A 25464-nucleotide genomic window follows, 5' to 3' on the forward strand; every position below is an offset into this window, starting at 1 on the left:
ATGGTGAAATTAAATGTCAATCCAACACGAATGGAACTCACACGACTGAAAAAGCAGCTGACCACTGCTAGTCGTGGTCATAAACTGTTAAAGGACAAGCAAGATGAGCTGATGAGACGATTCATTTTATTAGTCAAGAAGAATAACGTAATGCGTGCCGAAGTTGAAGAAGAACTGCAGCAAGCAATGAAGAATTTTTCGGTAGCAGATGCGTTGTTGAATGATAAATATATTGAAGAGTTGTTGGCTGTTCCTAAAGAGCGTGTGTCTCTTGATGTGATCGAAAAAGATGTCATGAGTGTCAAAGTACCGATAATGAATTTTCAACACGAGTCGGAATTGTCAGATGGTCCACTAGAATATGGTTTTTTAAACTCTAATGATGATTTGGATCAAAGTATTCAAAAATTCACTGAAGTTTTACCAAAGCTATTGGAACTGACTGAAATCGAAAAGACTTGCCAGCTCATGGCAAAAGAAATTGAAAAGACACGACGTCGGGTCAATGCGTTAGAATATATGACGATCCCTCAATTGGAAGAAACAATTTACTTTATCAAAATGAAGTTAGAAGAAAATGAACGTGCGGGTGTTACCCGCATGATCAAAGTTAAAAATATGGGTACTACTTGAGAAAGTAGTACCTTTTTTTGAAGGTAGGAATTTATGAATAAAGAAAAACGCTGGCCGTTTAAAATCTATCCGATTCAATTTATTGCTTTAGGTTTTGGTGGAGTAATTTTGCTAGGAAGTTTGTTATTGACTTTGCCGGTGTTTACAAGATCTGGTGAAGAAACACCTTTTATTGATGCTTTGTTCACCGCAACATCGGCGACCTGCGTAACTGGCTTAACGACGCTAACTACTAGCGAACACTGGAATATGGGCGGGCAACTGATCATTTTGGTTCTGATTGAAGTTGGTGGTTTAGGCTTCATGATGATGCCGTTTATTTTTTTTGCAGTTATGAAGAAAAAAGTTGGCTTGGTGACACGGATCATTTTAAGCGAGTCCTTAAATTTGGATGATCTATCCGGTGTAATCAAACTGATGTACTATATTTTACGCTTTGCGATCGGTTTTCAACTGGTAGGCGCCATTTTATTAGCAGTTGATTTTATTCCATCTTATGGACTAGCAAAAGGAGTCTGGTATTCCATTTTTCATTCTATTTCGGCATTTTGTAATGCAGGATTTGATTTATTTGGAGATAGTTTAGTTGGATTCCAAGACAATGCGTATGTATTACTCGTGATTTCAGGGTTGATTGTTGCTGGCGGATTAGGATTTATTGTTTGGCAGGATCTGATGGCCTTTCGTAAAACTAGGAGATTAAGCCTTCATAGTAAGCTGGCTTTGACTGTTTCGATTGGTCTGCTGATTTTCGGAACAGTAGTCTTTTATATTTCAGAATCTGGTGGGCGTTTTATCGTCAGCGATACATCTCCAATCAATCGTTTTGCGAATATGCTTTTCATGTCTGTGACACCTCGAACCGCGGGTTACTTTTCAGTTGATTATGGAAATGTCAGCCAGGCGGGCATACTCTTTACGATTGTCCTCATGTTCATTGGAGGAACATCGGGATCAACAGCCGGGGGACTCAAAACAACAACGTTTGGGGTTTTATTGATTCAAACGATCTCTATGTTGAAAGGAAGAGTTCATGCAGAAGCCTTTCGACGGACCATTCGCCCATCTGTAGTTTCGCGAGCACTTACACTTTTCTTTATTACGTTGACTTTATGTATTGCGGTGACTATGGTGATGTCAGTGACAGAAGTATTGCCGCGTTTTCGGGGAATCGAGTACCTTCTATTTGAAACTTTTTCTGCCTTTGGTACAGTCGGACTTACGATGGGTTTGACTCCGAGTTTGAGTCTAATGGGAAAACTCTTGATTATTGCTTTGATGTATATTGGAAGAGTTGGAATTCTGACAGTCGGTTTCTCATTGACTATGCGTTTGATGAAAGCAAAAGGCGGGCATTATAAGCTTCCAGAAGAAAGTGTTATCATTGGATAAAAAAAGTCGTTCACTGGAATTTTCCAATGAACGACTTTTTTATGCTCTAGCGAATAACTTCGATTTTATAACCATCTGGATCAGTAATAAAGTAATAAGAAGGATCTGTTCCTGGTAAGCCTTTCATATCAGTAACGTTGAACCCTTTATTTTTTTGTTCACCGTGAAGTTTTTCAATGTCTTCTGAACGAATCGCGATATGGCCGTAGCCATCTCCTAAATCATAAGCCGCATGATCATAATTGTAAGTTAATTCCAATTCATACTCATCACCTGGTAAAGTTAAATAAACCAAAGTGAATTGTGCATCTGGAAAATCGCGGCGGCGGGATTCTTCAAAACCGAAAGCCTCTTGATAAAATTTTACTGATGCTTCTAAATCTTTTACCCGTACACAAGTGTGTGCCATTTTCATAATTAGGTATCCTCCTAGTAAGTAATAATTTCATGATAACATAAAAAATCAAATTGCCAGCAATTATGCTCAGCGGTTGTTTATGAGTTTTTTTTAATGTAAACTAACTAGTAAATACATTTTGCAGGAGGACACCAATGATCCCAGTATTTGGCGTAAAAGAAGCCGAAAAAAAATATCAAGCCCGTTATGCAGCTTACGCAATTTTAATGGATGATGAAGAAAAAATTGCACTTGTACAAGCTCCTAATGGCGCATACTTTTTACCTGGAGGAGAAATTGAGGGGAACGAGACGAAAGAAGAGGCTATCGAGCGAGAGATGCTTGAAGAGCTAGGCGTTGAAGTCATTTTATCCGACTATTTAGGACAGGCGGATGAATACTTCTATTCACGTCATCGAGGGACCTTTTTTTATAATCCGGGCTATTTTTATACTACGAAAAGCTGGGAAAAAGTCTCTGAACCGCTGGAAGAAGGAAACAACAGCAGTTGGGAGTTGCCGCAAAAGGCGATCGAACTATTGAAACGCGGCAGTCATAAATGGGCCGTAGAAGAATGGTTAAGGAAAAAAAGTCTTTGAGGCATCGCATTTATTGACCTAAACATATAGAAAAAAGAAGTAGAACAGGAGATGAGCATAAATCCTGTTCTACTTCTTTTTAATAAACATCAAAGGGGATAACTTAGCTTTTTTCTTCTACTAATGCGCCATTTCGAATATGCTTGGCAAATGCTTGATAATAGTCATCAAACAAATCGGAATTCCTACTGTCCTGTTGTGTCATTTCTTTTGGATAATAGAAACGAATATCACCTTGACCTTGGCCAGTCAGTGCTGAAACTAGTTGACTGGCTTTTGATAGTTCGATCAATGTCCCATCCTTTTGCATCAATTCAATTTGAGTTCGATGACTGCCTTTTTCAGGATGATAAAGGTCGTAAGGCAAATCATAGCTTGAGTTGATTGCTGTATAATAGTGGGGATTGAACCCAGCTTTTTCAACTAATGCTTTCAATTCGATCAGCAACGGATTTTCACTTGAATCGACTGTAATTGATTTCAAAGGTTTGCGATTTAAGAAGCGATAAGCTAAATCACTTAAAATCAAATCTTGTTCTTCGATCCATTGGGCAAAGTAGGTATTTAGCACACCGTCATCGAGCTTTAGATAATCCTCTAATGAAAAATCCTGTCTCAAAAAGGGAATTAAAAATTGGGAATGGAATGTGAAAATCTCTGCATCTTCTTGATATAGTTCATGGGCACGATCTAATAAGTGCTCTAACAATACTTCCATTGCTCGAGAAACCGGATGGAAATAAACTTGGACATACATTTGATAACGACTGACGATATAGTCTTCTACCGCATGCATTCCATTCATGGAAAAAGCGATCCCACCCTCATACGGACGAATTACACGCAAAATTCTTGTTAAATCAAAGGTGCCGTATTCCGTTCCAGTATAGTAGGCATCTCTTAATAAATAGTCCATTCGATCTGCGTCGATTTGACTGGAGATCATTTGAACAACTTGCGGATTCGCGTAGGTTTTCGTGATTACGCTGGCAACCTTTTCTGGAAAGCCTTCCTCAACGTTATTCAATATTTGAAAGACTTCTGTTTCTGGCGAAGTGATAATTGCTACAGTCAACGCCTCATGATCAGTGTGGAAAATATGTTCAAATGTATGAGAATACGGACCATGACCAACATCATGGAGTAATGCAGCACACAACGCGACTAAGCGATGAGAATCATCCCAACCATCTTTTCCATATTTTTCTTGCGAGTAGTTTCGTTGAAAAATATCACAGATCCGGCGAGTAATATCATAAACACCTAGAGAATGAGAAAAACGGCTATGCTCAGCGCCGTGAAAAGTATAAGAAGTTGTACCTAATTGTTTGATTCGCCGCAATCGTTGAACTTCCTTTGAATTGATCAAATCTAAAATCACCTGATGCTGGACATGGATATAGTTGTGGACGGGATCGCGAAAAACTTTTTCCAGTGGGAGCATTTGATATTTATATGTCATTGAGTACCTCCTGAATAATCAAGTTGCGTTGCTGCATATTTTCAATGCGTCGTTGATATTCTTCTAATTGATAAAAAGTTGATAGAAAATCTGTCTGGTCATTATGAGGTATCGCATGTAGCAGTTCCTTTTTCACAGAATCAATGGATACATCAAATGAGGTTACATCATTTAAGGTTGTCATACTAGCCGGATTGACTGGTGGATAATTGATACCAAATTGTTCCTTTAGCCCATTTTGATAGTAAGCTCGCACGAGTTCACCTCGGAAATTCTGATCACCATTGACACTGAGATACATCATGATTGCTACACCATCTTTAACACGTCGCTGGGCGATACCGGCGATTTTCTTTCCATTAATCGAAACGTCATACTTGCCTGGGCAATAAGAATCAGCAACCTCGCCAACGTTTAAACCAAAGTTTCCAAAGCTTGTTTTCCTCAGCCAATCTACCATTGCTTCATACCCGTCATCAATCGATAAGGTAGAAATCGTGTCTTTTGGAAGAATCAAAGAAACATTTAGAACCCCAGAATCACTGATTACGCCTAATCCGCCAGCATTGCGTAAAAGAAGGTGATAGTTCTCTTTTTGAACAGTTTTTAATGCATCGGCAAAATAAGTGACGCGACTATCCTTCATTCCTAAAATCAATGTCTTAGGCAGCTGCCAGAAATGAATAACTGGCTGGTTCTGCTCTCCGCTGAATTCCGTCAACACATCCGTTAACGCGAAGGGGTTGAATAAATCACTTTCTGGGAGCATACCTTGATCGAAAAGCAACGCTTCTTTCATCTAATCTTCCTCTCGTTCCTCATGCTTTCTTCCTATTATAAACAAAAAAGGGGAAAGCAAGTAATTAAGGCGCTCAAAAAAGCAGAAGTAGTTGACAAAAAAGGCAAAACCGACAAAAATAAATAATGGAAGGAGTGGAAGCTCTGTGAATATAAAAGAAGGCATTCCCGCAAAAATAAACGTTCAAACGAAGGTCACTCAAAATAATGAGACTGAAGACTTCGTATTCGATCTCCCAGGACAAGTCGTCAAGATGGGGGACACCCTGTACATTCGTTACAAAGAGATTCAACCTGATGGTCAAGAAGTTCCAGTTACAGTGAAGGTGACACCGGACTCGCAAGTACAATTGATTCGTTCCGGCGAAGCGCGGATGCGCATGCGTTTTGCGTATCGTGAAAAAATGGAAACCAGTTATAAGACCCCATTTGGAATTTTTATGATTTCGACTTATGCAAAAAATTTGCATGTGAGTCTAAAAGATCGTCCGTTTTCTGGTAACATTACGATCGACTACGAGCTTTATATGAAAGAAGAAAAAGTCGGCGACTATCATTTAGTACTAGAATTTACTACTTAAACATAAGAAAGGTTTGCTTTTTATCCTTTGATTTTGTATGATAAGGAGTAGACTTTGAAAGGACGTGTCATACTTGGAACTTAGTGTTTTTGATGGTTTGAACAAAGATGAATTATCAATGATTGAAGTGGCACACGCAATTCTGGAAGAACGCGCAGATGTAATGGATTTTTCTGATCTAGTCAATCAAATCCAAAACTATCTTGGCAAATCAGACAGTGAGATTCGTGATGCATTAGCACAATTTTATACCGATTTGAATATTGATGGAAGTTTTATTTCTCTAGGCGATAATCGCTGGGGATTACGTTCATGGTACGCGATCGATTCAATCGATGAAGAAGTAAACCATGGCTTAGAAGATGATGAAGAAGACAAACCACGTCGTAAAAAACGTAAAAAGGTCAATGCTTTCATTAATGATGATGAAGACGCAATTGACTATAATGATGACGATCCCGAAGATGCGGATCTGTTAGTTGACGATGATGAAGATGAAATCGACGACGACGATGATGATGACGATGACGAAATCGCAGCATACAATTCTGATTTGCAAGAAATCGGAGCAGATGCTAGTGAGGACGATGAAGAAGTTGTCCCAGGCGGAATCGAAGATGACCTAAGTGTGATCGATGATGACGACGAAGAGTTTGACGATGATGACGAAGAGGAAGAATAGATCAATGTGATCTATTCTTTTCTTTTTGTCCTTTTTCTGTTTATATTTCACAAGCGCTTCCTTTGATTCTTTTCTAAGAAACACGATAGTATGAATTTAGAAAGAAAAACAGGAAGGTGAACAGGATGGAAAAAGTACCAGAAATCAAAATCAAATTAACCGATGTAACAGAACGCTTAGACGAAGGCTATCTGCTGCTGTCGGAATTACGTAAAGAAGCTGACGCGCCAGTTGTTAAAGCACGCTTATTAAACAAGGAAGTAATTGCTGTTTACGGTAAAGAGGCAGCAAAAAAATTCTATGATCCCCGAAACTTTAAACGTGAAGGTGCAATGCCAAAGGTTGTCTTAAAGACCTTGTTTGGAGAAGAGGGTGTTCAAACTCTGGATGGCAAGGCGCATGAGCACAGAAAAACTACTTTTATGAATTTAATGACACCAAAACGAATGGATGAATACCATCGGATATTGGATAAAAATTTAGCACAAAAACTAGATCAGCAACACGGCGAGTTTGAATTGTTTGATCTTTCCAAGGACGTATTGTTCCGTTCAATTTGTGATTGGGCCGGTATTGATTTGTCCGAAATGGGCAAGGAAGAAATCGATCAGCTGGCTGAATATCAAATTTCGATGATTAGTTCAGCTGTAACTAATCCAGCGACTCATATTAAAGGAATTGAAAATCGCAAAAAATCAGAAAATTGGGCACAATCATTGATTGAACATGCGCGAACAAATCCAGTCGCTGGAAAAGAGGACATCGCGCTCTACGCTTTTGCCAACGCAACTGATGATAATGGTGAGCTATTGCCGATTGACGTGGCCGCTGTTGAACTATTGAATGTGATTCGACCAACTGTTGCTTTGACTGTCTGGATCGCTCTAATGGGCCATGCGCTGTTCAGCAGACCAGATATCTATCAACGGCTTCATGCGGAGTTTGATAAATTGCAGGATTCATTTATTCAAGAAATGCGCCGCTATTACCCATTTTTCCCGATGCTTCCAGCTTTTGCGAAGCAGGATGTGGAAATTGACGGCTATTTGATACCTAAAGATAGCTGGGTAGTACTAGATCTTTACGGAACAAATCATGATAAGCGGACGATAGAAACACCAGAAGTATTCCGAATTTCACGTTACCATGGCAAGGAAAAACATATTTCTTATGATGAGGAATATGAAATGATCGCACAAGGCGGCGGAAAATTTGAAGCGATGCATCGCTGTGCGGGAGAGTGGATCACCTTACACACCTTGCGAGTATTTTCTGATCAACTGGTCAATAAGTATCAATTTTCAGTACCGAAGCAAGACTGGGAGATTCCGATGAATCAATTCCCAACATATCCAAAAAGCAAAGCACTATTGATCAAGGAATAATTAAAGAACCTCTCTAAGTAGGAGAATACCTATTTAGAGAGGTTCTTCATTTTAGTCTTCGAAGAGTAGGGCTGAAACAAAATTGATAAGTACCAGCTAAAAAAGTATAATAGCTTTTATGGAGATATTCTAATTGAATCGAAAAAAAGACACTCCTCAATAAAGAGAAGCGTCGAAAGTATGCGCCCTGAGGGAATCGAACCCGTTTCAACAATCGGAAAAATAACAGAAATTTTCAATAATTTTCAAAACGCTTTAACAGCAGTACATCCGCTACTATTCCAATTCAACTAATTCAACTTGAATTGAATAGGTTTGAAACGAATGGTGGGGATTGAATAAAAAAATATGCGAGTCAAAGTTGATTGATGTAAAAGTAGTCTGGCTATTATAATACCTTTTTATGTTTGATAAATAATGATGTAGGATATCCAAAAGCAAGCTGATTTACCTTCTAAGGGACTTTAGAACCAATCATAAACAAGAAGTTCTAAGTAGGTATATTATGTGCTTAAATTAACAAACAGAGCTGTTTAAATACAAATATGAGTTCCATAGATAAAAGACGTTCTTATAGAATGTCTTTTTTTTGATTTCAAAGTATAAACACAAATTTTGATTGAAAAGAGGAGTAAATTTGAAATTAACGAAAATCAAAGTAAGAAATGAATGGGTCGGTAAAGTATTTATTCTAGGAACACAGTTCAAAGAAGCACCAAAAGAAGTGAATGGTGTTCTTGGAAGCTATGTAAAATTTTACGGTGATTCCGAAAAACATGGCGCATTACCGATCGTAGTTAACAAAAGTGCTGCAACGTTACCAGAAGGTGAGGTTGAAGTTGAGTTCGAGGAAGCTTATTTGGTTCCTGATAAAGTTCAAATTACAAGTCGAGAAACGAATGATGATGGTCGAATGACTAATTCAGTGAATGGTTATTTAGATTTCTCGCTTTATTTATCTGGTATGACAGTGAAGGAGGGAGTGTAGATAGGGTTTCAAAATTCAAGGACAATAACAACATTACAGAAGTTTTAGACATTGAAAGCTTAGGAGCGATTCGCTTTAGTTCACTGGAAGACAAAGTGTTAGGCTTTGACGAAGAGACACGGCAAAGTACAGGCGAGATCACGAAAAAAAGAGCAGAGCTGGTTTTTGGAGACAAAAGGAAGATTTCAAGTCGAGTAACATTTCCACCAACAGCTGAGATTGAATGATTCAAATGGCATGATGCAGTCGAGTTAGTAAATCCAGAATTTCATCTAACTTACATCGCAGCTCAGGATGGGAACCGAGAGTATTATGAGTTGGATACCTATGCTGAGGGTTTGAAGAAAGTAGCTGGTCAAAAAGAAACGGTCCATTCAACTCACTCTCTTGAAGGTGAGAAGAACAAAAAACAGTAACGAACATCTAAGTATGACAAAAACTAGCCGCTGCTGATAATAAAAGGGAGAGTGAAGACTTGAGAGGATTATTTTCATATAAAGGAAAGAAAATCCGAATGTACTATCAGTATTTGAATGCTTGGTACACATTTTTCTTTTCGATCCCTGATAATTTGAAAAAAGGAATATTCACTGTTTATGGTTGCTCTGTTTTAGATGCTAAACAATAAGGGCGTACTAATTCAAAATAGTACTTAGGTCAAGGGCAACTTGTTTAGCTGCTTGATTTAATCCAACTTCTCTATTAAGAACCTTTTCTACAACGATTACTCGTTCTTCAGCACTGATCTTTCTTCATCTTTTTCCCATAATAGATACCCCTAACTAAGACTTAATAATTTCTTTGTCCTAGTTAGGGGGAGCGTATCAATAGGTGCAACCCTATTAGAGAGTTTTTTCCTTTGAGATTTTCAACTAACAGTTGAGAAGTTGGACTTGTTTGCTTATTTGAATAGAAGCTGTTTAGTTTAATTATCTATCAGGTTCTCATACAATTAACTAGCTTTTTTTCCATCAATTAAATTATTAAATGCTGCAGTTAGTTCTTTTAAATCATTATTGGTTAAATTAGGACTGATATAAATAATTGGAATGCCGCGGTCAGTCTGATTTTTAGTTTTTGTTGAGGTTATGATTAAATCTGGAATAATGGTTTTATCGCTACCTAAAGTACTAAAAATGGATAGGCGATAGAAAGGACCGAAGAGAGATAGTAAATATGATTTCAATAATTTTTCTATTGTAATAGGAAGATCCGTTTCTAACTGTAAAATAATTTTTGGATTAAAGTCTACGGGATCTCCTAAAAGAGTGTACATCTCAACCATTCGTAATAAAAGATAATCATGGGAAGAGGTGAAAAAGTCATCTTTTTTCTGTAACCCTTTTAATCGTTTTTCCATCTCTTTTTTTAGAAAAGGGAAATTGTCATCCAAATATTCCTGATAATCATATCCAGAGATTGGTACAGTATAGTTTGGAAATAGGATACTCTTTAGTAATGAACTCATAAGCAAACTAATCGCTAATTCTTGGTTTTCTGTTGTGGTCTGATTGAATTCTGGAAAACTCGAAATAATTAATTTCAACTTCTCATTTATTTGAGAATTAGTATTTTGATGAAAATAAAGCATTCGTGAATATACATCTTTTACTGTATAGAACCGTACGCTTGTGAGTAATAAAAGGAGAAAATAAATAAACTCATCTCTTGAAAAATTGTGAATTTTATTGAGCTTTTGCATAAATTTGTCCCCATCAAATGGAGAAGAAGAACCGAACAAAAAGCGAACTAATTCTTCAGAAAAATCAGGAAGCATTTTCATTGAAATCCTACAGCCGATAGAATCTCGTATTACATTGATTGCCAAAATGTAACTCCACTGGTGAGTAATAATATCATTGATGTTTCCATATCTTGAAAATGTTTGGTTAATAAATGTGGAAATTTGTTCTTCCGATAAATCATTGAACGGCCATACGGTCCCCCTATAGATATACCAAAAAAAAATATATGTAAAAAAACGAATGGCAGGTTCTGATCCAGTTATGTGAATGATCCCTTTATTAATATGAAAAGATAAATCGATATGTTTTGTATGTTTATTAAATTTCTTAAGCATTCTCCGAATGGTCATAGGGTCAGCATAATGTTCATTGGCGAATTCATTTAATGAAATTTTGTTTTTTAATAGTAGTTGTTGTAATAAGTCAAATGAAAGAGATTTATGAACAATCGAAATGAGCATGGCTTGATAATCCTCTTTATCGCCATTAAAAAAATAACCTCTACCATTTTCGTGTTGAATCAAATCATGAGCAGTTATATTTTTAGCATTTTCTTTTAAAAGATCGCAGTACTTGATAATGGTATTTCTACTTTTTCTACAGCATTGCTGCAGTTCCACAGTAGTCAACCAAGATCTATTCATAAATAATGTTCGTAGAAGAGAAAGTTCTAATTGGGTCTCTGAACTAAGTAATTGATTAATAAACAAAAAAAAACACCTTCCTTTTTTAAATAAAAGGATAAGGTATTTCTAAATTTAATTCAATTAGCTCTACACAAAATGTGGTAGTTTTTTGCCCAAAACATGTTATATAAATAACGGAAAAAAATGATAAAGTTAAGTAACGAAAAATAAATTGATGAATCTATTTTTCTTTTTTTTAGTACAAACAAGAAATATTTGGAAAACGATCAAAAAAAACGAAGGCTATTTAAGAATAACTCTGAAATTTCTAATTACATTGTAATCAATGTAATTCATATAGTCAATATTTTTTTGGGGGAGCTCAAAAAATATTATTATGCGATATCAAATGGTTTTTTACGTTTATTAATTCAGGAAATAAGTTAATAAAATGTTTATTACGAAAACCGTCTAAATAGCCGTCAAGAAACAGGAGGAAAAACGTTGGTTCGCCGTGGAGAAAATATTTATAAAAGAAAAGATGGACGTTGGGAAGGCCGTTATAAAAAAGGACGAAGGGAAGATGGGAAAATTGTCTATGGATACATATATGGGAAAAATTATCAGAGTGTAAAGGACTCGCTCCCTCTCTATAAATCCAAGTATAACAACACTAAAGAAGTAAAAGGCGAATTATCTATTAATTTGGAAGAATGGTTGTATCATTGGCTATCACAAAATAAAAATATGATAAAAGAGTCTACCTATTCAGGATATAAATATAAAATCGACAAATATATATTACCAGTGATTGGTCATATTGAAATAAATAAACTAACTATTGAAGATCTAGAAAATATGATAATGACGTGGCAAGATTCGGGTTTGTCTTCGAGTTCTATACGTGTGGTATTTACAATTTTGCGTAGTAGCTTTTTGTTTGCTGTTAAAAAGAAATACTTAAACGAAAATATTTGTGATCATATAGACCTACCTTCGGAAAAAAGAAATAAGATTCGCTCATTAACGTTGGTCGAACAAAAAATGTTAGAAAATGAAGCAAGAAAAAGTATGGATGGTTTGGGGTTTGCAGTAATTCTTTCTCTTCGTACAGGGTTGCGAATAGGAGAATTAGCTGCTTTAAAATGGGAGGATATAGACATGGAGGGAAACTATATCTATGTGTCTCATACAGTTCAAAGGATCCCAAAGCACAATGGAAAATCAAAAACAAAAATTATTTACTCAACGACTAAAACACAAACATCAATAAGAAAGATCCCAATGAGCGATGATGTAAAAAATTGGTTATTAAAGAGAAGTAACACAAGCACACCTTACATTTTTTCTAACAATGATACACCTTGCGAGCCGAGATTGATTACATATCATTTTCATAAAATTAGAGAAAGAGCCGGCTTGAACAATGTCCATTTCCATCAGTTGAGACATACTTTTGCGACAAGATGTTTAGAATCTAGAGCAGATATTGCTTCAGTAAGCTCTCTTCTGGGTCATTCATCAATAAAAATGACCCTTGACATTTACGCGGATACTATGATGGAAAATCGAGTTAAAGCTATTAAAAACATGGAAATGATGATTAAAACATCACTGTAATGAATAGTTCAGGGGTACAGCTATTTTTCTTTGTTTTAAAACCATTCAATCCCTAACTGTTAAATATTGAAAGTTCAAAAAAAGAGCTCATGAAAAAATGAAGCCAAAAGTGTAACTCCACTTTTGGCTTCATTTTTTTATGAGTTTTTTTCTAATAGCCAAACTCAAATATGTCTATTAGCCGTCATAAACCGTCATTAGATTGAGAATAAGTTGAATTATCAGTGCTATTGAAACATTTCTTGTTTGTACTAAAAACAAGAAATATTTGAGAATATATCCACTTTGGTAAAGATATATTCATCGTTAATCAATCTCATTTTACCACTAAAACGATAGGATTTAAACTTATTCAAATAATTCGATTTAGGCTAGTTGAGGAACAAGAAAATTTTCTAAATGTACTTTGTGGGAGGAGTGAAAACTATATTTAAGGCTGTTAAGGAAAAACGTAATCTAATTTTAGATTACATTTATAAAATTGATTTTGGGCTTATTTACTAATTAAGAGGAGACGGGGGAAATATATAAATGAAAATGAAAAAGGTATTAATTACTAAGATCGCATTAACAACAACACTATTTACAAGCCTTTCTGTTATGACTCCAGTAGGGAACATTCTAGTTGCACATGCTGAGGGACAAAATATTAGTTCAAATGCTGTATCTGATAATACATCAGATCGCTCAATTACTATATGGAAATATGAAATCAATAATACATCTGAGCTTGGTGATAGAGGAGATGGCATTAATCCTGATCCAAGCAAAGCTCCTGATTTAAATGGTAAGAAATTGATGGAGGGTGTTCATTTTGAGTTAATCAAGGTGAAGCCCTTAAATACAACAGCTTTAAAAGATCCTTTGAAACAAAAAGAAGGAACTGATTGGGAGGAAGATACTAGCTTTACTAAGATGACTGGTAAAACTGATGCCAATGGCAAGTTAACGTTTGATGTGGGAACTGGAAAAGCAGCAGATGGTATTTATTTGATTCGTGAAGTTGTGAATCCTGACACAGGAAAATACGATTACATGGATAAAGAGACCGGGGCATTGAAAGAAATTAGTTCTCCTATGGCGCCATTCTTTGCTCACTTACCACAAACTCAACGAGATGATACTGGTAAATTAATTTATGATGTTCATGTCTATCCCAAGAATATTGTAACGGATACAGAATTAGATAAAACTGTTGAAGGCGGTAAGGGGTACTCAATTCAAGCAGGTAATTCTTTCCAATGGGAAGCAACAACGAAGTTACCAAGTGGTTTATATAGCAAGGTTACACAGGATATGACAATCATCAATAGGTTTGACAGAGATGGAAATGCATTGCCAGATTTAGATGTAGCTGCTGGGACAGAAATTTATGCGGATTATTTTGAAGTGGTCGATGAGATTGATCAGAGATTGGCTCTAGAAGATATTGAAGTAAGAGTTTTAGGGGAAGACGGTGTTACCTGGACAACTTTAACAAATGGCGAGGAATATGAAGTGTCACTAAATGGAACCCCAATAACTTCTCCCAATAAAGTTTCTGCTGATGCTAATTCAGTTAAAAAAGTGCTTGTGAGTTTAACAAATACTGGGATGAAAAAAGTGGAGGAAGACAAGGATCAAAAGATCCAAGTTATTTATAAAGTGAAGGCTCTAAAAGATTTCAATGGAACAATTTCAAATAAATATGATGTAAATTACTTGATTCCAGGACAAAAGCCTTTTACAGGTACGAGTGATGAACCTGAATATTTCGATGGTGGCTTTAAAATCAGTAAATCTTCGGAGGATAAAACGAATAAATTAGCAGGGGCTGAATTCTATATTTCTGAATCCGAAGCTGATGCTAAGGTCAAAAAATTTCTTGCTTCAGATGGTAAATCCTATACTTTAAATGACGATGGCACAGCAACCCCAGCATTACCGACGGGCGTGACATTCTTGACAACTACATCTGATAAAGATGGTGTAGCCAAGTTTGATGGGTTAAAACTTGATTGGTTTACAGATAGTAATGGGGATGGCAAACAGGATCCTGCAATTCCATCAGAAGCAACTTGGGAAAAGGATAAAATCAAGAAATCTTACTGGATTGTCGAAACAAAATCTCCAACAGGATATGAATTATTGAAGAATCCAGTTGAAGTTGTTGTAACACTAGATTCACATACGAATGTGGTTGTTGATGTAGAAAATAAAGAAAAAACAGATCTTCCATTTACTGGTGGAGATGGCATGACTCTTATGATTGTTATTGCTTTGGGAGCAATTGCAGTTGGTACCACAGCAGTTGTGATTGATAAAAAAAGACGTGCAGTATAGAAGCTAAGAAAGGATGGGAACAATGAAGAAAGTAAATAAGTCGCAAAAAATGCTTATAATTCTTCCCATCATTATCCTTTTAGGAGTGCTCATTTTTGTGGTCACTCCTAAAGGTCCAATATTAAAAGCATTAAGCGATCACGAGTTAGTTGAAGTTTCGAACATGGATGACGACAAGACAGAAAAAGACCAAATAATAGAGACAGAGAAAGAGATTGTTAAGATTCAAATCGTAGCAAAAGAAACGGGCCTTTATAAAATCAAAAAAAAGCCTGGTTTTTCGGTCACTTTAATAGATGAAAAGAATGAGCAACTAACAGTTCCTATATTAGAGGAGAAGAACTATACGAATTTTTATGAAATTTATAGTAACCCTGAAGCAATTCAAAAAGATTCTAGTGGGATGGAATTGGAAAGTTCAAAAATAACTGAGAAAGCACCTGAATTTGCCCAAATCACTTCTTCAGGTAAGTTGACCTCGTATTATTTAAATTTAAACAAAGGGGTTAGCAAATGCTTACGTATTGAACGAAATAATTCTGAATCCATAAAAGTAGAACTGCAGAGTACTGAAGATGAAAAGAAAAGTCAGGTACTTGTGGACTTTAAAGACAATAAAGAGACAAATGATCTATATCAAAGTGAAGAAATCACTACTGAGATAGTTTCAGAAGAAAATAGAAATTCAACAAAAGAAGAAAAAAATAATTCAGCAGCAGAATCCGACGACGGGAATTCAACATCAAAAAAAAGTGAGCCAAAGCAATCAGTCAATAATACTGTTACAACAGAAACAAAGGATGAGGAAGAAAAGGTAAATCAGAAAGATACGGAAGAAAAGAGTGAGTCCCTCAATCAAAATAAAAAGCAAGAAGAAACAAAAGCTACAGGAAAAGATGTAATAGAATCACCTAACGACTACGAAAGAATATTATTTGTCGAAACAAAAGAAACCGAAAAAAATGATAAAGAACTTGAAAGGAGAAATTATACAGAGAAAGATTCCCTTAAAAAGCCAGTTTTTATAAAAGAAACTGCAACTCAAACAAAAAGCAAAATTAAATCCGAAGAAGATCCCGCAATCATTGTTCGAGATGCGAAATTATCTGTTAAAACGGGAACATCAGAATTTGACAATGATAATAATCCTGGAAATGATGCTAGTGAGGAAAATGATATTGTTAGGACTTTTGATCAAATCAGTTATTTGACTTCATTTTCGATTCAGAATACAAAAAAGAACATAGAATATACTGATATTCGATATCGAGTAATTGCTGAGATGCCAAATGCAGTTGAAGTAACAGATACGATACCAAGAAATAATGGTGAAATTGCAAACGGTATGTATATAGATAACTCTGAAGGAGATGGCTCGCAAGTTTCTGAAGGTGTTATGGAATCTGTTATATCAGACACAGGACAAGTTTTTGTACCGATAATCTTAAATGTATACGGATCTAGCCAAGGGAAGAAAATTCAGCCAACAATTAAGTTAGAGATAGTGAATGCCAAGAATGTAGAGACAGGCGAAATAGAGAGTTTCAATAAAGTTTATGATATTAATACTCTCTTAGAGAAAGATAAACAAGTACCAATAACGATAGTTTCAGCAAAACCATCTATTGGTGTTCAATTAGTGAGGGGGCAAACCCAAGATAGCTCTGTTTTTGGAGTAACAAATTCTAATATCAATGCTTATGATGTAGGTATTGTTACAGTTTTACAAGAATTGGTTGGCAGAGAAAAAGGAGATTATAAAGGATCAACTTTTCCAAATGGAAAGATCACTTATCAAATAAAACAAAAGGCAACCTATAGAGTAGGAGCTGGTACTGACCAAGTTATGCCACAAACTTATTATGATCCCTTGACCGTCAGAGCTGTTTCTACAGCAGTGAACAATAGAAATGAAGCGGAATGGAGCAAAAATGGTACGGTTGATTTGACTAAGTTCAATGAAGCTCTCGACTCGCCGAACGGGGAAACTAAAAAAATATATACATCTGAACCAACAGAAAAATTTTCTGAAATTGGTGTTTATGATTCTGGAAAATTCACAACTACTGATGGAAATTACCTTTCAAATGTTTCAAATGAGAATTATGCAGGGACTTTAAATCCTTATACTTACACTATGAGAGGGAATAGAACTCAAGCTGCAACTGATAAAGCTTTTTCAAGTGGAGAGTTAATTTATTATTGGGATAGAACCAAATCTGAAAATCTTGCAAAAGGAAACAACTGGTCAAGATATGACATGACACTCTATATAGATTCAGTTACCTATGACGGTATCAGTACTTCAAATGACTCTAGTCTGATATACCCCAACATAGTTACTAATGGGACCGTTTATAAAGCATCTCCAGCTTTTGCAGTAGCTAATTCAGGAACTCATTATGATGCAGTTAATGAAAATTACTTTGGTTCATTAGCACCTGGCGCGTTGAATTTGGCTAATAACTATGGGACAAATCAAGTTGAAACGGGACAAGATATATTGTTTATGAATTATCTTAGAACGACAAATCAGTCTGTAAAATCTGCAAATATGATATTTATGTGGGATCCTCTGGACTTTAAATTTGATTCATCGAGAAAAATTGGATACGCCGGAAATGCCAAAGGACCAGGTTGGGGTTGGACACCAGAATTACAAACAATGACAGTTAAGTATGGAGTAGCAAAAGCAGCTAATGATACACCTGCAAAAGCACGAAAAGTAGGAGACATTTCATATAACAAAGCTTTCTATAATTGGTTTGATAAATATGAAGATGCAATTAAAACTGGTGATATTAGTGCAGTAACTGCGGGTTTTACTTATGAAGGGTTTCCAAAGTCAGGGACGATAGAGCTTTCTCCGACTATCCCGGTAACTGTTGAAGCAGCTGGGGGAACAGGAAAGTCATTAGTTTTATTGAGTGCACAAGAGTGGCTAGGCGACAAAGGTAATGTTATTTATCAGGCCCCTGATAGAACGGTTACTGATGCTACTACCAAACAGAGGATGGGTGTGCCTGATTCAAAAGGGGTCGGAACATATTACGAAAGTAGCTTTTATAATACGGGAGAAGCCAAAAGTGTCCCTAATATTTACTTTAATTTTATAGGTGACTCAGCCGTAGCTATGCCTTTTGGTATTACCACTAAAACCAATGTTAAAAAAAATATGTATCAGTCTAATGAAGATATAGACATTAAAGTTACAGGAGTGATGTCGGGCAGTGACACTGTTACTTATGATGGATCGTTAACAACAACTCTACCAAAAGGAATTTCATATAAGTCGAGTTCTTCATATGATGCCAACGGAGAGCTATTAAAAGAACCAGATATTTCTGAAAATGATGATGGAACAATATGTCTTCGATGGACATTTAACGATTTAGATACAGAGCAAAGAAAAAAAGGAATTGAAGTGAATTTTAAAGCTCAATCAGATTTTTCTAGACTTTCATTTAAAGAAAATGGCTACACAGATAGTCTTGTAGTTAAAACAATAGGTGAAATGTGGGTAAGTGGAAATCCTTCCTTAAATGATAAGAGAGATGAAAGTATTCGTTCTTCTCAAGATGAGTTCATCGTTTTACTTATACAGCAAATCATCTTAAGTAAAAAGGGAAACAAACCCGCTATTGAACTTGGTGAAACTGATCCTTTAGGTGTTGATAACACAATCACTTATAAAGTTAAGATGATCAATAATAGCGCTGCATCAATCCCAGAAGCCAGAGTATTGGATGTCTTACCGTATGACGGAGATTCTCGTGGAACGAAGTATTCTGGTAACTATACAATTGAAGAATTAACAGTTAATGATACCTCCGCAACTATTAGCTATACGAATTCATCTACTAGTGAAAGCGCTGATCCTAACCAAATTACAGGTTGGTCAAATTATGTCTCGGGAACAACTCCAGTATCTTCGATAAAGAATGCTAAAGCAGTTTTAGTATCTGTTCCTTCTTTAGAAGTAAACAAGGAAATAGAGCTAACAATCAAAATTAAGCCCACAAATCAGAAAGCAGGAGACGTACTTGTAAATGACGCAAGTATGAACTCCAAACTAAATCTGCCAGTTGAATCGCAAGCGGTCTGGACACGAGTTTATGGTCGTGAATTAACTGGTGTCGTTTGGTATGACGATAATTTAGATGGGTTAATCGGGAATAAAGCAGCAGGTGGGCTAGAAGAATTTGCTAAGGATATTCCAGTAAAACTCTACCGAACGAGCTTGGCTGACGAAAATTACAAAGATAAATTGATTGAAGCTAGCTTAACAGGAGAGAAGTTTGTTGATTCATCTGGAAACTCGTTGATTAAAACTGATAAAGATGGAAAATATACCTTTGCTGCGATACCAGAAGGAACCTATGTTGCGGAGTTTGTTATCGGCGACCGGGTAGAGAAGAAAGAATTTCATGTCACAAAACAGCAGGTTGGAGATGATCCAACGAAGAACTCGAAAGCGGACCCTAATACCTATAAAACACCAGGATACAAAGCACCATTGTTAGAAGATTTGAATGGTATTGATAATGTCAATACGCCTACGTACAAAATTGAAAATGTGAATCTCGGATTAATCCGTCCAGCCACTATCCGTCTCTTTAAATTCGAGACAGGCAGCGCAGTCGATGCGAATGGGGATGGTAAGTTAAGTGACGAAGAAAAAGCAACCGGGAAACCATTAAAGGGTGCGACATTTGAAATCTATAAAAAAGGGGAAACGACACCAATTGCGACTGCTGATACAGATACAAACGGCTATTTGATGTTTGAATATTTGTATAAAGGAAGCTATCAACTTAAGGAAACGAAGGCTCCAGAAGGATATGAACTAATTAAGGAACCAATTGATGTAGAGGTTGTAGAAGGGAATCAGAATGTTGCTTTATTTGCCTCAGATGATAAGTCAACAGAATTACCTTTCACTGGTGCAAATAAATGGGTGTTTGGACTTCTAATCGGTGCAACAATAACGATGGTCGCTGGATTTGGTGGTATTACTTATTACTATCGTCAACCAAAAAAGAAAGGAGAGTAACCCATGAAACAGAAATTGTATAAAGGGCTCTCCCTACTTTTTCTTCTTGTAATCAGCTTTTCATTGCCCCTTCAGGTATTTGCTGAAGACCAAGGCTATAGCGTAACAATTGTAAAGTACAAGTTGACCGATGCTGATTTGGCAGGAAATCCATTACCCGTGGATGGAACAAAAGCTGAAAAAGCAGTGAACAAAGAGGGAAAATCACTCGAACTGCTTCCAGGAATCAGCTATGAGATTACCCGGGTGTCCCCTGTCAATGGGACAGCTCAGTTTGAGCCTATACAAGGAGCAGACGCCTTCACCAAGACGATTACAACAGATAGTAATGGTCAGGCCAAACTCTCTGGAATGGTTCAAGGAACATACCGTGTGATAGAAAAAGCAAATAATCAAATCAAAGAACCAATGGACTCAGTTATCTTGGAGCTTCCTCTGCCCCAGCGTAATGGTCAGGCGTTAAATGATGTTTATCTTTATCCGAAATCGAGTGTAGCTGGAGCAACTGTAATTGACCCTAAGGAAATAACGACGGAAAAAGGCACCAGTCCGGAACGTATTCCACAAACGAGTGGAACGATCGGCTCCTACTACTCATTTTATGTGATCATTCTTTTTTTAGCCTTAATGGGAGTCATAGGTATTCGAATGCTGCGATCCAAGAAACATTATTACTAAATGTATCTAGAGGAAGCGTTGGAAATCCACGCTTCTTCTTTTAAAAAGAAGGGGAGAGTTTTGTTGAAAAATAGAAAAAAAAAATCCCATTCTTTATTAATGAAATTTGCGATACTTATGATTTTTTCTGGAATAGCTATTCTTTTGTATCCAATCGTTGGTAATTATTTAGCGAATCGTGAACGAAGCCAAGCATCTACTGCTTATGACAATGCACTCGAGAAAATGAGCAAAAAAGAGCGGGAAGAACAGTATAAGTTAGCGAAAGAATACAACAAGTATATTTTCGGAGAGCAACAAGGAAAAGAAGTTGAGCCAATTCTTTATGAATCAGTATTAAAAAACAAATCAAAAGTAATGGGAACCATTGATATTCCGGCAATTGATATTGAAAAAATGCCTTTCTTTCACGGAACCTCTTTTAAAACATTGGATAAAGGCTTGGGGCACTTAAAAGAGTCATCGGTACCGATAGGCGGTAAAGATTCTAGAGCTGTTATAACTGGGCACAGTGGAGTTAAGAACCAAGTTCTCTTTACTGATATCCGAAATCTTACTGAAGGAGATCTCTTTTTCATCAACATTCTGGGAAAGCGATTAGCATATCAAATTGACTCTTTTGAGGAAATTTTACCGAGTGAAGCCGAAAAAGTAAAAATTGTTCCTGAGAAAGACCAAGTGACATTGCTAACGTGTACACCACCTGGAATTAATACATATCGATTACTAGTTACAGGTCATAGAATTCCTTATAAAGACGCTATGAAAAAGAAAATCAAAAAGCGTAACTTATGGAGTTATCAAACGATTGTATTAGGAACAATAGGAATCAATTTGTTGCTATTTTTAATTTTAGTCGCGATCTATCGTCATCAAGTGAAACGATTTAGATCAGATAATCCTAAAGTAGTCGAAAAAGCCAGGAAGCGGTTGAGATTACTTTTCAGAGTAACAAAGGGGTACTTTGTTTTATTATTTGTCATTATGTCAGCGGTTCTTTCAGTCGCAATCTATGGATATGCTCATATGCAGCAGGAGACCACGGTCTCATCCGTGGATATAGGTAGAGACGAATCATTGAGTGACTACAATTTAAACAAAATAAGCAAGGCCAATTATGAAGAAAAACAAATTGCTAGCGTTAGTGTAGCAGATTATGCGCACGCAAAGGCTGTAACAAAAGATACAATCAATAATTGGGGAATTGGAAAATTAGTAATTCCAGAGGCACAAATTAATCTTCCCATTCTAGCCGGACTTGCAAATGAGAACCTCTTAACAGGAGTAGCAACATACAAATTGGACCAACAGTTAGGTAAAAACAACTATGTTTTGCTAGCTCATAATATTTATGATCAAGACTTACTTTTGCACAGAATAGAAAAACTGAAAAATGGAGATAAGATTTATGCAACAGATTACAGAGATATATACATCTATGAAGTAAATCTTAACAAAGTTGTTAGAGACATCGAAGTGTCTTATATAGAGAAATCAAACGAGCAAGAAGCAAAAATAACCTTGGTTCGTTGTGAAGGAAACATAGGAACTATCTACCGTCGGGTAGTTCAAGGAAAGTTAACGGGTGTTCAACCATTGGATGATTCATCAGAAAACCAAATGAAACAGATGGATCTAAAAAAGAGCGAAAAAAAATCAAATGGTGTAGTAGTAAAAAAGGAACCTGTAACAGAATTTGACAGTTTCTCGATGGCTGTTGCTGCAAGGTTCGTAGCAGATCCATTGCAAACAATTATTCCAATGTTCCTATTTTTCTTATTACCTATTTTATTTTTCAGTCTAATGCGTTAAGGAGAACAATGATGAAAAAGAAATTGTTGAGTATATGCGTTCTTGGTATTAGTGCATATACCATCCATAATCTATTTGGAGAAAATTTAAAAGCAGACGAACTTTCAATAGTTGAAGAAACCAGTAATGTGATCGAACATAGTGCTACTGTTGAAGCTTCAAGTAAGAGTATTCAAAGTGTCAATGGACAAGAATCCTCTGAAAAAGTGGCTATTGAAGAAGCGGTAATTTCTGCAGACCAAAAGGAAGAAGTCCTTCAATCGACAGCCCCATCATCAAAAAAGAATGAAACTTCAGATATCCTGAAAACATCTAGCAATGAAATCAATTCTAGTAGTGAGCTTTCTTCGACGTCAATGACTAGTACTTTCACGTCAGAGACTACAAGCACTTCATCTACTGAAAGTGGTTTAAGTGAGACGACATCAAGCAGCACAATAATGACAAGTGAAACGAGTTCTTCACAAAGTAGTAGACCTGAAGAGTCATCAACATCAACTTCTAATTCAATACAGGATTCAAAAGGTTCTTCGGAAATAGTGGAAGGTACTACAACCTCGGTAAAAAAAGAGCAGAAATCCGAATTAACAGTTGTTAGTTCTAGTCAAGCAGTCGTTCGATCTCCAGAACCAAGCCCCTTTTCTGTGAATATACAATCGATGTTACCTACTTATAGTCACCCTAGTGAATCATCAGTACTTTCTTCTAAAGGAGCTAAAGTCGAGCTGGATGAAGCACTTCAAGTCAGCAAAGTGGCGGAGTCAGATTTGAAAGGATTCGAATTACCGCTTTTGAGGACATTTGAAAACAAAAATAAAGCGATCCTCATTTTTGAGGGAATTAAATTAGTTGGAAAAGAGAAAGAGGCCGATTCACAGGTTGATTCTGTAGAAAGGCTGTTAAATGAACTTACTTCAAAATTATTCGGACAGGATTTTGAACATGTGAAAAAAACAAACAGTAAATCAAGAGAACCCGGTGACTTGCTATACAAGGAGAATGCTCTTGTCGGCATGTACTTAGGTGATGATTACTACTTAAGTTATCAGCAGAAAGAACAGGATGAGGATGACGGAGAGGTAGTTATTGAAAAATTCACTTCGGAGGAGCCAGAAACGTTATTTCAATATAGCGAAATGATAAATCTGACAGCAACTGATTATGGAAAGGAAGTAGAAAAAAATTATCCGGCTTCTATGGATTTTCAACCAAATGATCAAACGACTGCGTTTATTGAGAAAATTTCTGATAACGCACAAGATTTAGGGTTGAAATATGACGTATTTGCATCAGTTATGATCGCTCAAGCCATAGTAGAAAGCGGATCGGGAACAAGCCAGCTATCTATTGCTCCTTACCACAATCTTTTTGGTATAAAAGGAACGTTTAAAGGCTCTTTTGTAAACTTTTCGACGCAGGAAGATGATGGTAGTGGCGAAATGCATTCTATTAATGCGGCATTTAGAAGTTATCCCAGTTATGGAGAATCATTAGGGGATTACGTTACATTGATCCGTTCAGGAATACAAGGAAATGAGAATTACTACTCAACTGCATGGCGATCAAATGCGAGAAACTATTTAAGAGCAGCTGACGCACTAACAGGAAAATATGCGACAGATACTTCATATAATAGAAAAATCAGTTCATTAATTGCTGCATATCATTTAACACAATATGATGTTCCTAAAAGTGTGGAGGGGACTCAAACTGGCGCTGTATTACAAGGAAAAGAGAATATACCAGAAGAGTATCGTTCAGCAATGAAATTCCCAGATTATGATGGAAAAAACTATAATTCTTCCGGTTCTTATCCTGTGGGGCAATGTACTTGGTATGCCTATAATCGTGTTGCCCAATTAGGAAAAAAAGTAGATGACTTTATGGGCAATGGCGGTGAATGGGGGAGTAAAGGTCGGGCTTTAGGATATAAAGTTACACAAACACCAACTGCGGGATATTTGATTTCCTTCTCTCCAGGAACAGCCGGTTCTGATCCACGTTATGGGCATGTTGCTTTCGTTGAAGCCGTCACTGCAAACGGCATCTTAATATCTGAAGGTAATGTGGTTGGCGGAATGATTATTTCTTATCGAGTGATAGATAATGAGCTAGCTAAATCAACGCTTGTTTCTTATATTGAACCAAAGTGATGTGGAAAGGAACTCTTAGGAATTGAAGAATAAGACTATAAATATCGGATTTGTAACATGTCTAATTCTTATGAGTCTTATTATCGTGTTTATCCGCACGACTTTTATTGTACATCCAATCTCTGGAAAATCGATGGAAGATACATTGAATAGTGGAGATTGGGTACTGATAAATAAAAGAAAGGAATTAAGTAGATATGGGATTGTTGCTTTTTCGGATCATCTAAATAAGGACCTATTAGTCAAACGAATAATTGGTCAACCAGGTGATTCCTATATCATTCAAAATAATGTAATGATTCTTGATTTAGGAAATAGCAATAGTTTTCAAACGACCATACAGATTGAATTGGAGAAGGACGTCGCAAATGAATTAAGAAATAGAACAACGATTCCTGAGAATGCCTATTTTGTTATGGGGGATAATGTTGATATTTCTAATGATAGCCGGTCCTTTGGTTTTGTATCTAATAAACAGATCGAAGGTAGAATGGGAAAAGTCCTATGGTCTAAAAAATAGACAGATTACTTAGAGAGG

18 protein-coding genes are annotated in these 25464 nt (G+C 36.4%); 14 read left to right on the forward strand and 4 right to left on the reverse strand.

What is annotated here, in order from left to right; all coding sequences use genetic code 11:
* On the forward strand, positions 1-633 hold the full coding sequence (locus FFR60_RS12715) for a V-type ATP synthase subunit D (protein ID WP_088932227.1): 633 nt from the start codon (positions 1-3) through the stop codon (positions 631-633).
* 33 nt (positions 634-666) lie between these two features.
* Positions 667-2025 (forward strand): TrkH family potassium uptake protein, encoded by a 1359-nt coding sequence (locus tag FFR60_RS12720; RefSeq protein WP_137664430.1) that lies wholly within the window; start codon positions 667-669, stop codon positions 2023-2025.
* A 46-nt stretch (positions 2026-2071) separates the two neighbouring features.
* On the opposite strand, the gene gloA is transcribed toward FFR60_RS12720, so the two are convergent.
* Positions 2072-2440: a lactoylglutathione lyase gene (gene gloA / locus FFR60_RS12725; RefSeq protein ID WP_137664431.1), complete on the reverse strand. Its 369-nt coding sequence runs from the start codon at positions 2438-2440 to the stop codon at positions 2072-2074.
* Between the two features lie 137 nt (positions 2441-2577).
* Between gloA and FFR60_RS12730 the strand changes: the two genes are divergently transcribed.
* Positions 2578-3021, forward strand: coding sequence for an NUDIX hydrolase (locus FFR60_RS12730; protein WP_137664432.1), 444 nt, complete (start codon positions 2578-2580; stop codon positions 3019-3021).
* Between the two features lie 103 nt (positions 3022-3124).
* On the opposite strand, the gene FFR60_RS12735 is transcribed toward FFR60_RS12730, so the two are convergent.
* Both FFR60_RS12735 and FFR60_RS12740 read right to left on the reverse strand, forming a co-directional pair.
* Positions 3125-4483 carry an HD domain-containing protein gene (locus FFR60_RS12735; RefSeq protein ID WP_137664433.1) on the reverse strand — a complete coding sequence of 453 codons (1359 nt, stop codon included), beginning with the start codon at positions 4481-4483 and terminating at the stop codon, positions 3125-3127.
* Positions 4473-5282 (reverse strand): lipoate--protein ligase family protein, encoded by an 810-nt coding sequence (locus tag FFR60_RS12740; RefSeq protein ID WP_137664434.1) that lies wholly within the window; start codon positions 5280-5282, stop codon positions 4473-4475. The genes FFR60_RS12735 and FFR60_RS12740 overlap by 11 nt, the downstream gene beginning before the upstream one ends.
* 145 nt (positions 5283-5427) lie before the next feature.
* On the opposite strand from FFR60_RS12740, the gene FFR60_RS12745 reads away from it, so the two are divergent.
* The 4 genes from FFR60_RS12745 to FFR60_RS12760 all read left to right on the forward strand — a co-directional run bounded on the left by FFR60_RS12745 (position 5428) and on the right by FFR60_RS12760 (position 8917).
* On the forward strand, positions 5428-5862 hold the full coding sequence (locus FFR60_RS12745; protein WP_088932251.1) for a YwiB family protein: 435 nt from the start codon (positions 5428-5430) through the stop codon (positions 5860-5862).
* Positions 5863-5935: 73 nt separating this feature from the next.
* Complete coding sequence (rpoE, locus tag FFR60_RS12750; RefSeq protein ID WP_088932252.1) at positions 5936-6544, forward strand: DNA-directed RNA polymerase subunit delta; 609 nt, start codon at positions 5936-5938, stop codon at positions 6542-6544.
* Positions 6545-6669: 125 nt separating this feature from the next.
* Positions 6670-7929, forward strand: coding sequence for a cytochrome P450 (locus FFR60_RS12755; RefSeq protein WP_137664435.1), 1260 nt, complete (start codon positions 6670-6672; stop codon positions 7927-7929).
* Positions 7930-8566: 637 nt separating this feature from the next.
* Positions 8567-8917, forward strand: coding sequence for a hypothetical protein (locus tag FFR60_RS12760; RefSeq protein WP_137664436.1), 351 nt, complete (start codon positions 8567-8569; stop codon positions 8915-8917).
* 952 nt (positions 8918-9869) lie between these two features.
* Here the strand turns inward: FFR60_RS12760 and FFR60_RS12765 are convergent.
* Positions 9870-11306 carry a helix-turn-helix domain-containing protein gene (locus FFR60_RS12765; protein ID WP_137664437.1) on the reverse strand — a complete coding sequence of 479 codons (1437 nt, stop codon included), beginning with the start codon at positions 11304-11306 and terminating at the stop codon, positions 9870-9872.
* Positions 11307-11792: 486 nt separating this feature from the next.
* Between FFR60_RS12765 and FFR60_RS12770 the strand changes: the two genes are divergently transcribed.
* The 7 genes from FFR60_RS12770 (at position 11793) to lepB (ending at position 25446) form a co-directional block, all read left to right on the forward strand.
* On the forward strand, positions 11793-12908 hold the full coding sequence (locus tag FFR60_RS12770; protein ID WP_137664438.1) for a tyrosine-type recombinase/integrase: 1116 nt from the start codon (positions 11793-11795) through the stop codon (positions 12906-12908).
* A gap of 531 nt (positions 12909-13439) precedes the next feature.
* On the forward strand, positions 13440-15230 hold the full coding sequence (locus tag FFR60_RS12775) for a SpaH/EbpB family LPXTG-anchored major pilin (protein ID WP_137664439.1): 1791 nt from the start codon (positions 13440-13442) through the stop codon (positions 15228-15230).
* A gap of 22 nt (positions 15231-15252) precedes the next feature.
* Positions 15253-20283 carry a SpaA isopeptide-forming pilin-related protein gene (locus tag FFR60_RS12780; RefSeq protein ID WP_137664440.1) on the forward strand — a complete coding sequence of 1677 codons (5031 nt, stop codon included), beginning with the start codon at positions 15253-15255 and terminating at the stop codon, positions 20281-20283.
* A gap of 3 nt (positions 20284-20286) precedes the next feature.
* The gene (locus FFR60_RS12785) at positions 20287-20961 is read left to right on the forward strand and encodes a pilin N-terminal domain-containing protein (protein WP_137664441.1); all 675 of its coding nucleotides are present in this window, start codon (positions 20287-20289) and stop codon (positions 20959-20961) included.
* 60 nt (positions 20962-21021) lie between these two features.
* Positions 21022-22773, forward strand: coding sequence for a sortase family protein (locus FFR60_RS12790; RefSeq protein WP_137664459.1), 1752 nt, complete (start codon positions 21022-21024; stop codon positions 22771-22773).
* An 11-nt stretch (positions 22774-22784) separates the two neighbouring features.
* Positions 22785-24926 (forward strand): glucosaminidase domain-containing protein, encoded by a 2142-nt coding sequence (locus tag FFR60_RS12795; RefSeq protein WP_137664442.1) that lies wholly within the window; start codon positions 22785-22787, stop codon positions 24924-24926.
* Positions 24927-24948: 22 nt separating this feature from the next.
* On the forward strand, positions 24949-25446 hold the full coding sequence (gene lepB / locus FFR60_RS12800; protein WP_283205006.1) for a signal peptidase I: 498 nt from the start codon (positions 24949-24951) through the stop codon (positions 25444-25446).
* The last annotated feature ends 18 nt before the right edge of the window (positions 25447-25464 follow it).

Source organism: Enterococcus hulanensis, from assembly GCF_005405485.1.
Classification (GTDB): domain Bacteria; phylum Bacillota; class Bacilli; order Lactobacillales; family Enterococcaceae; genus Enterococcus_A; species Enterococcus_A hulanensis.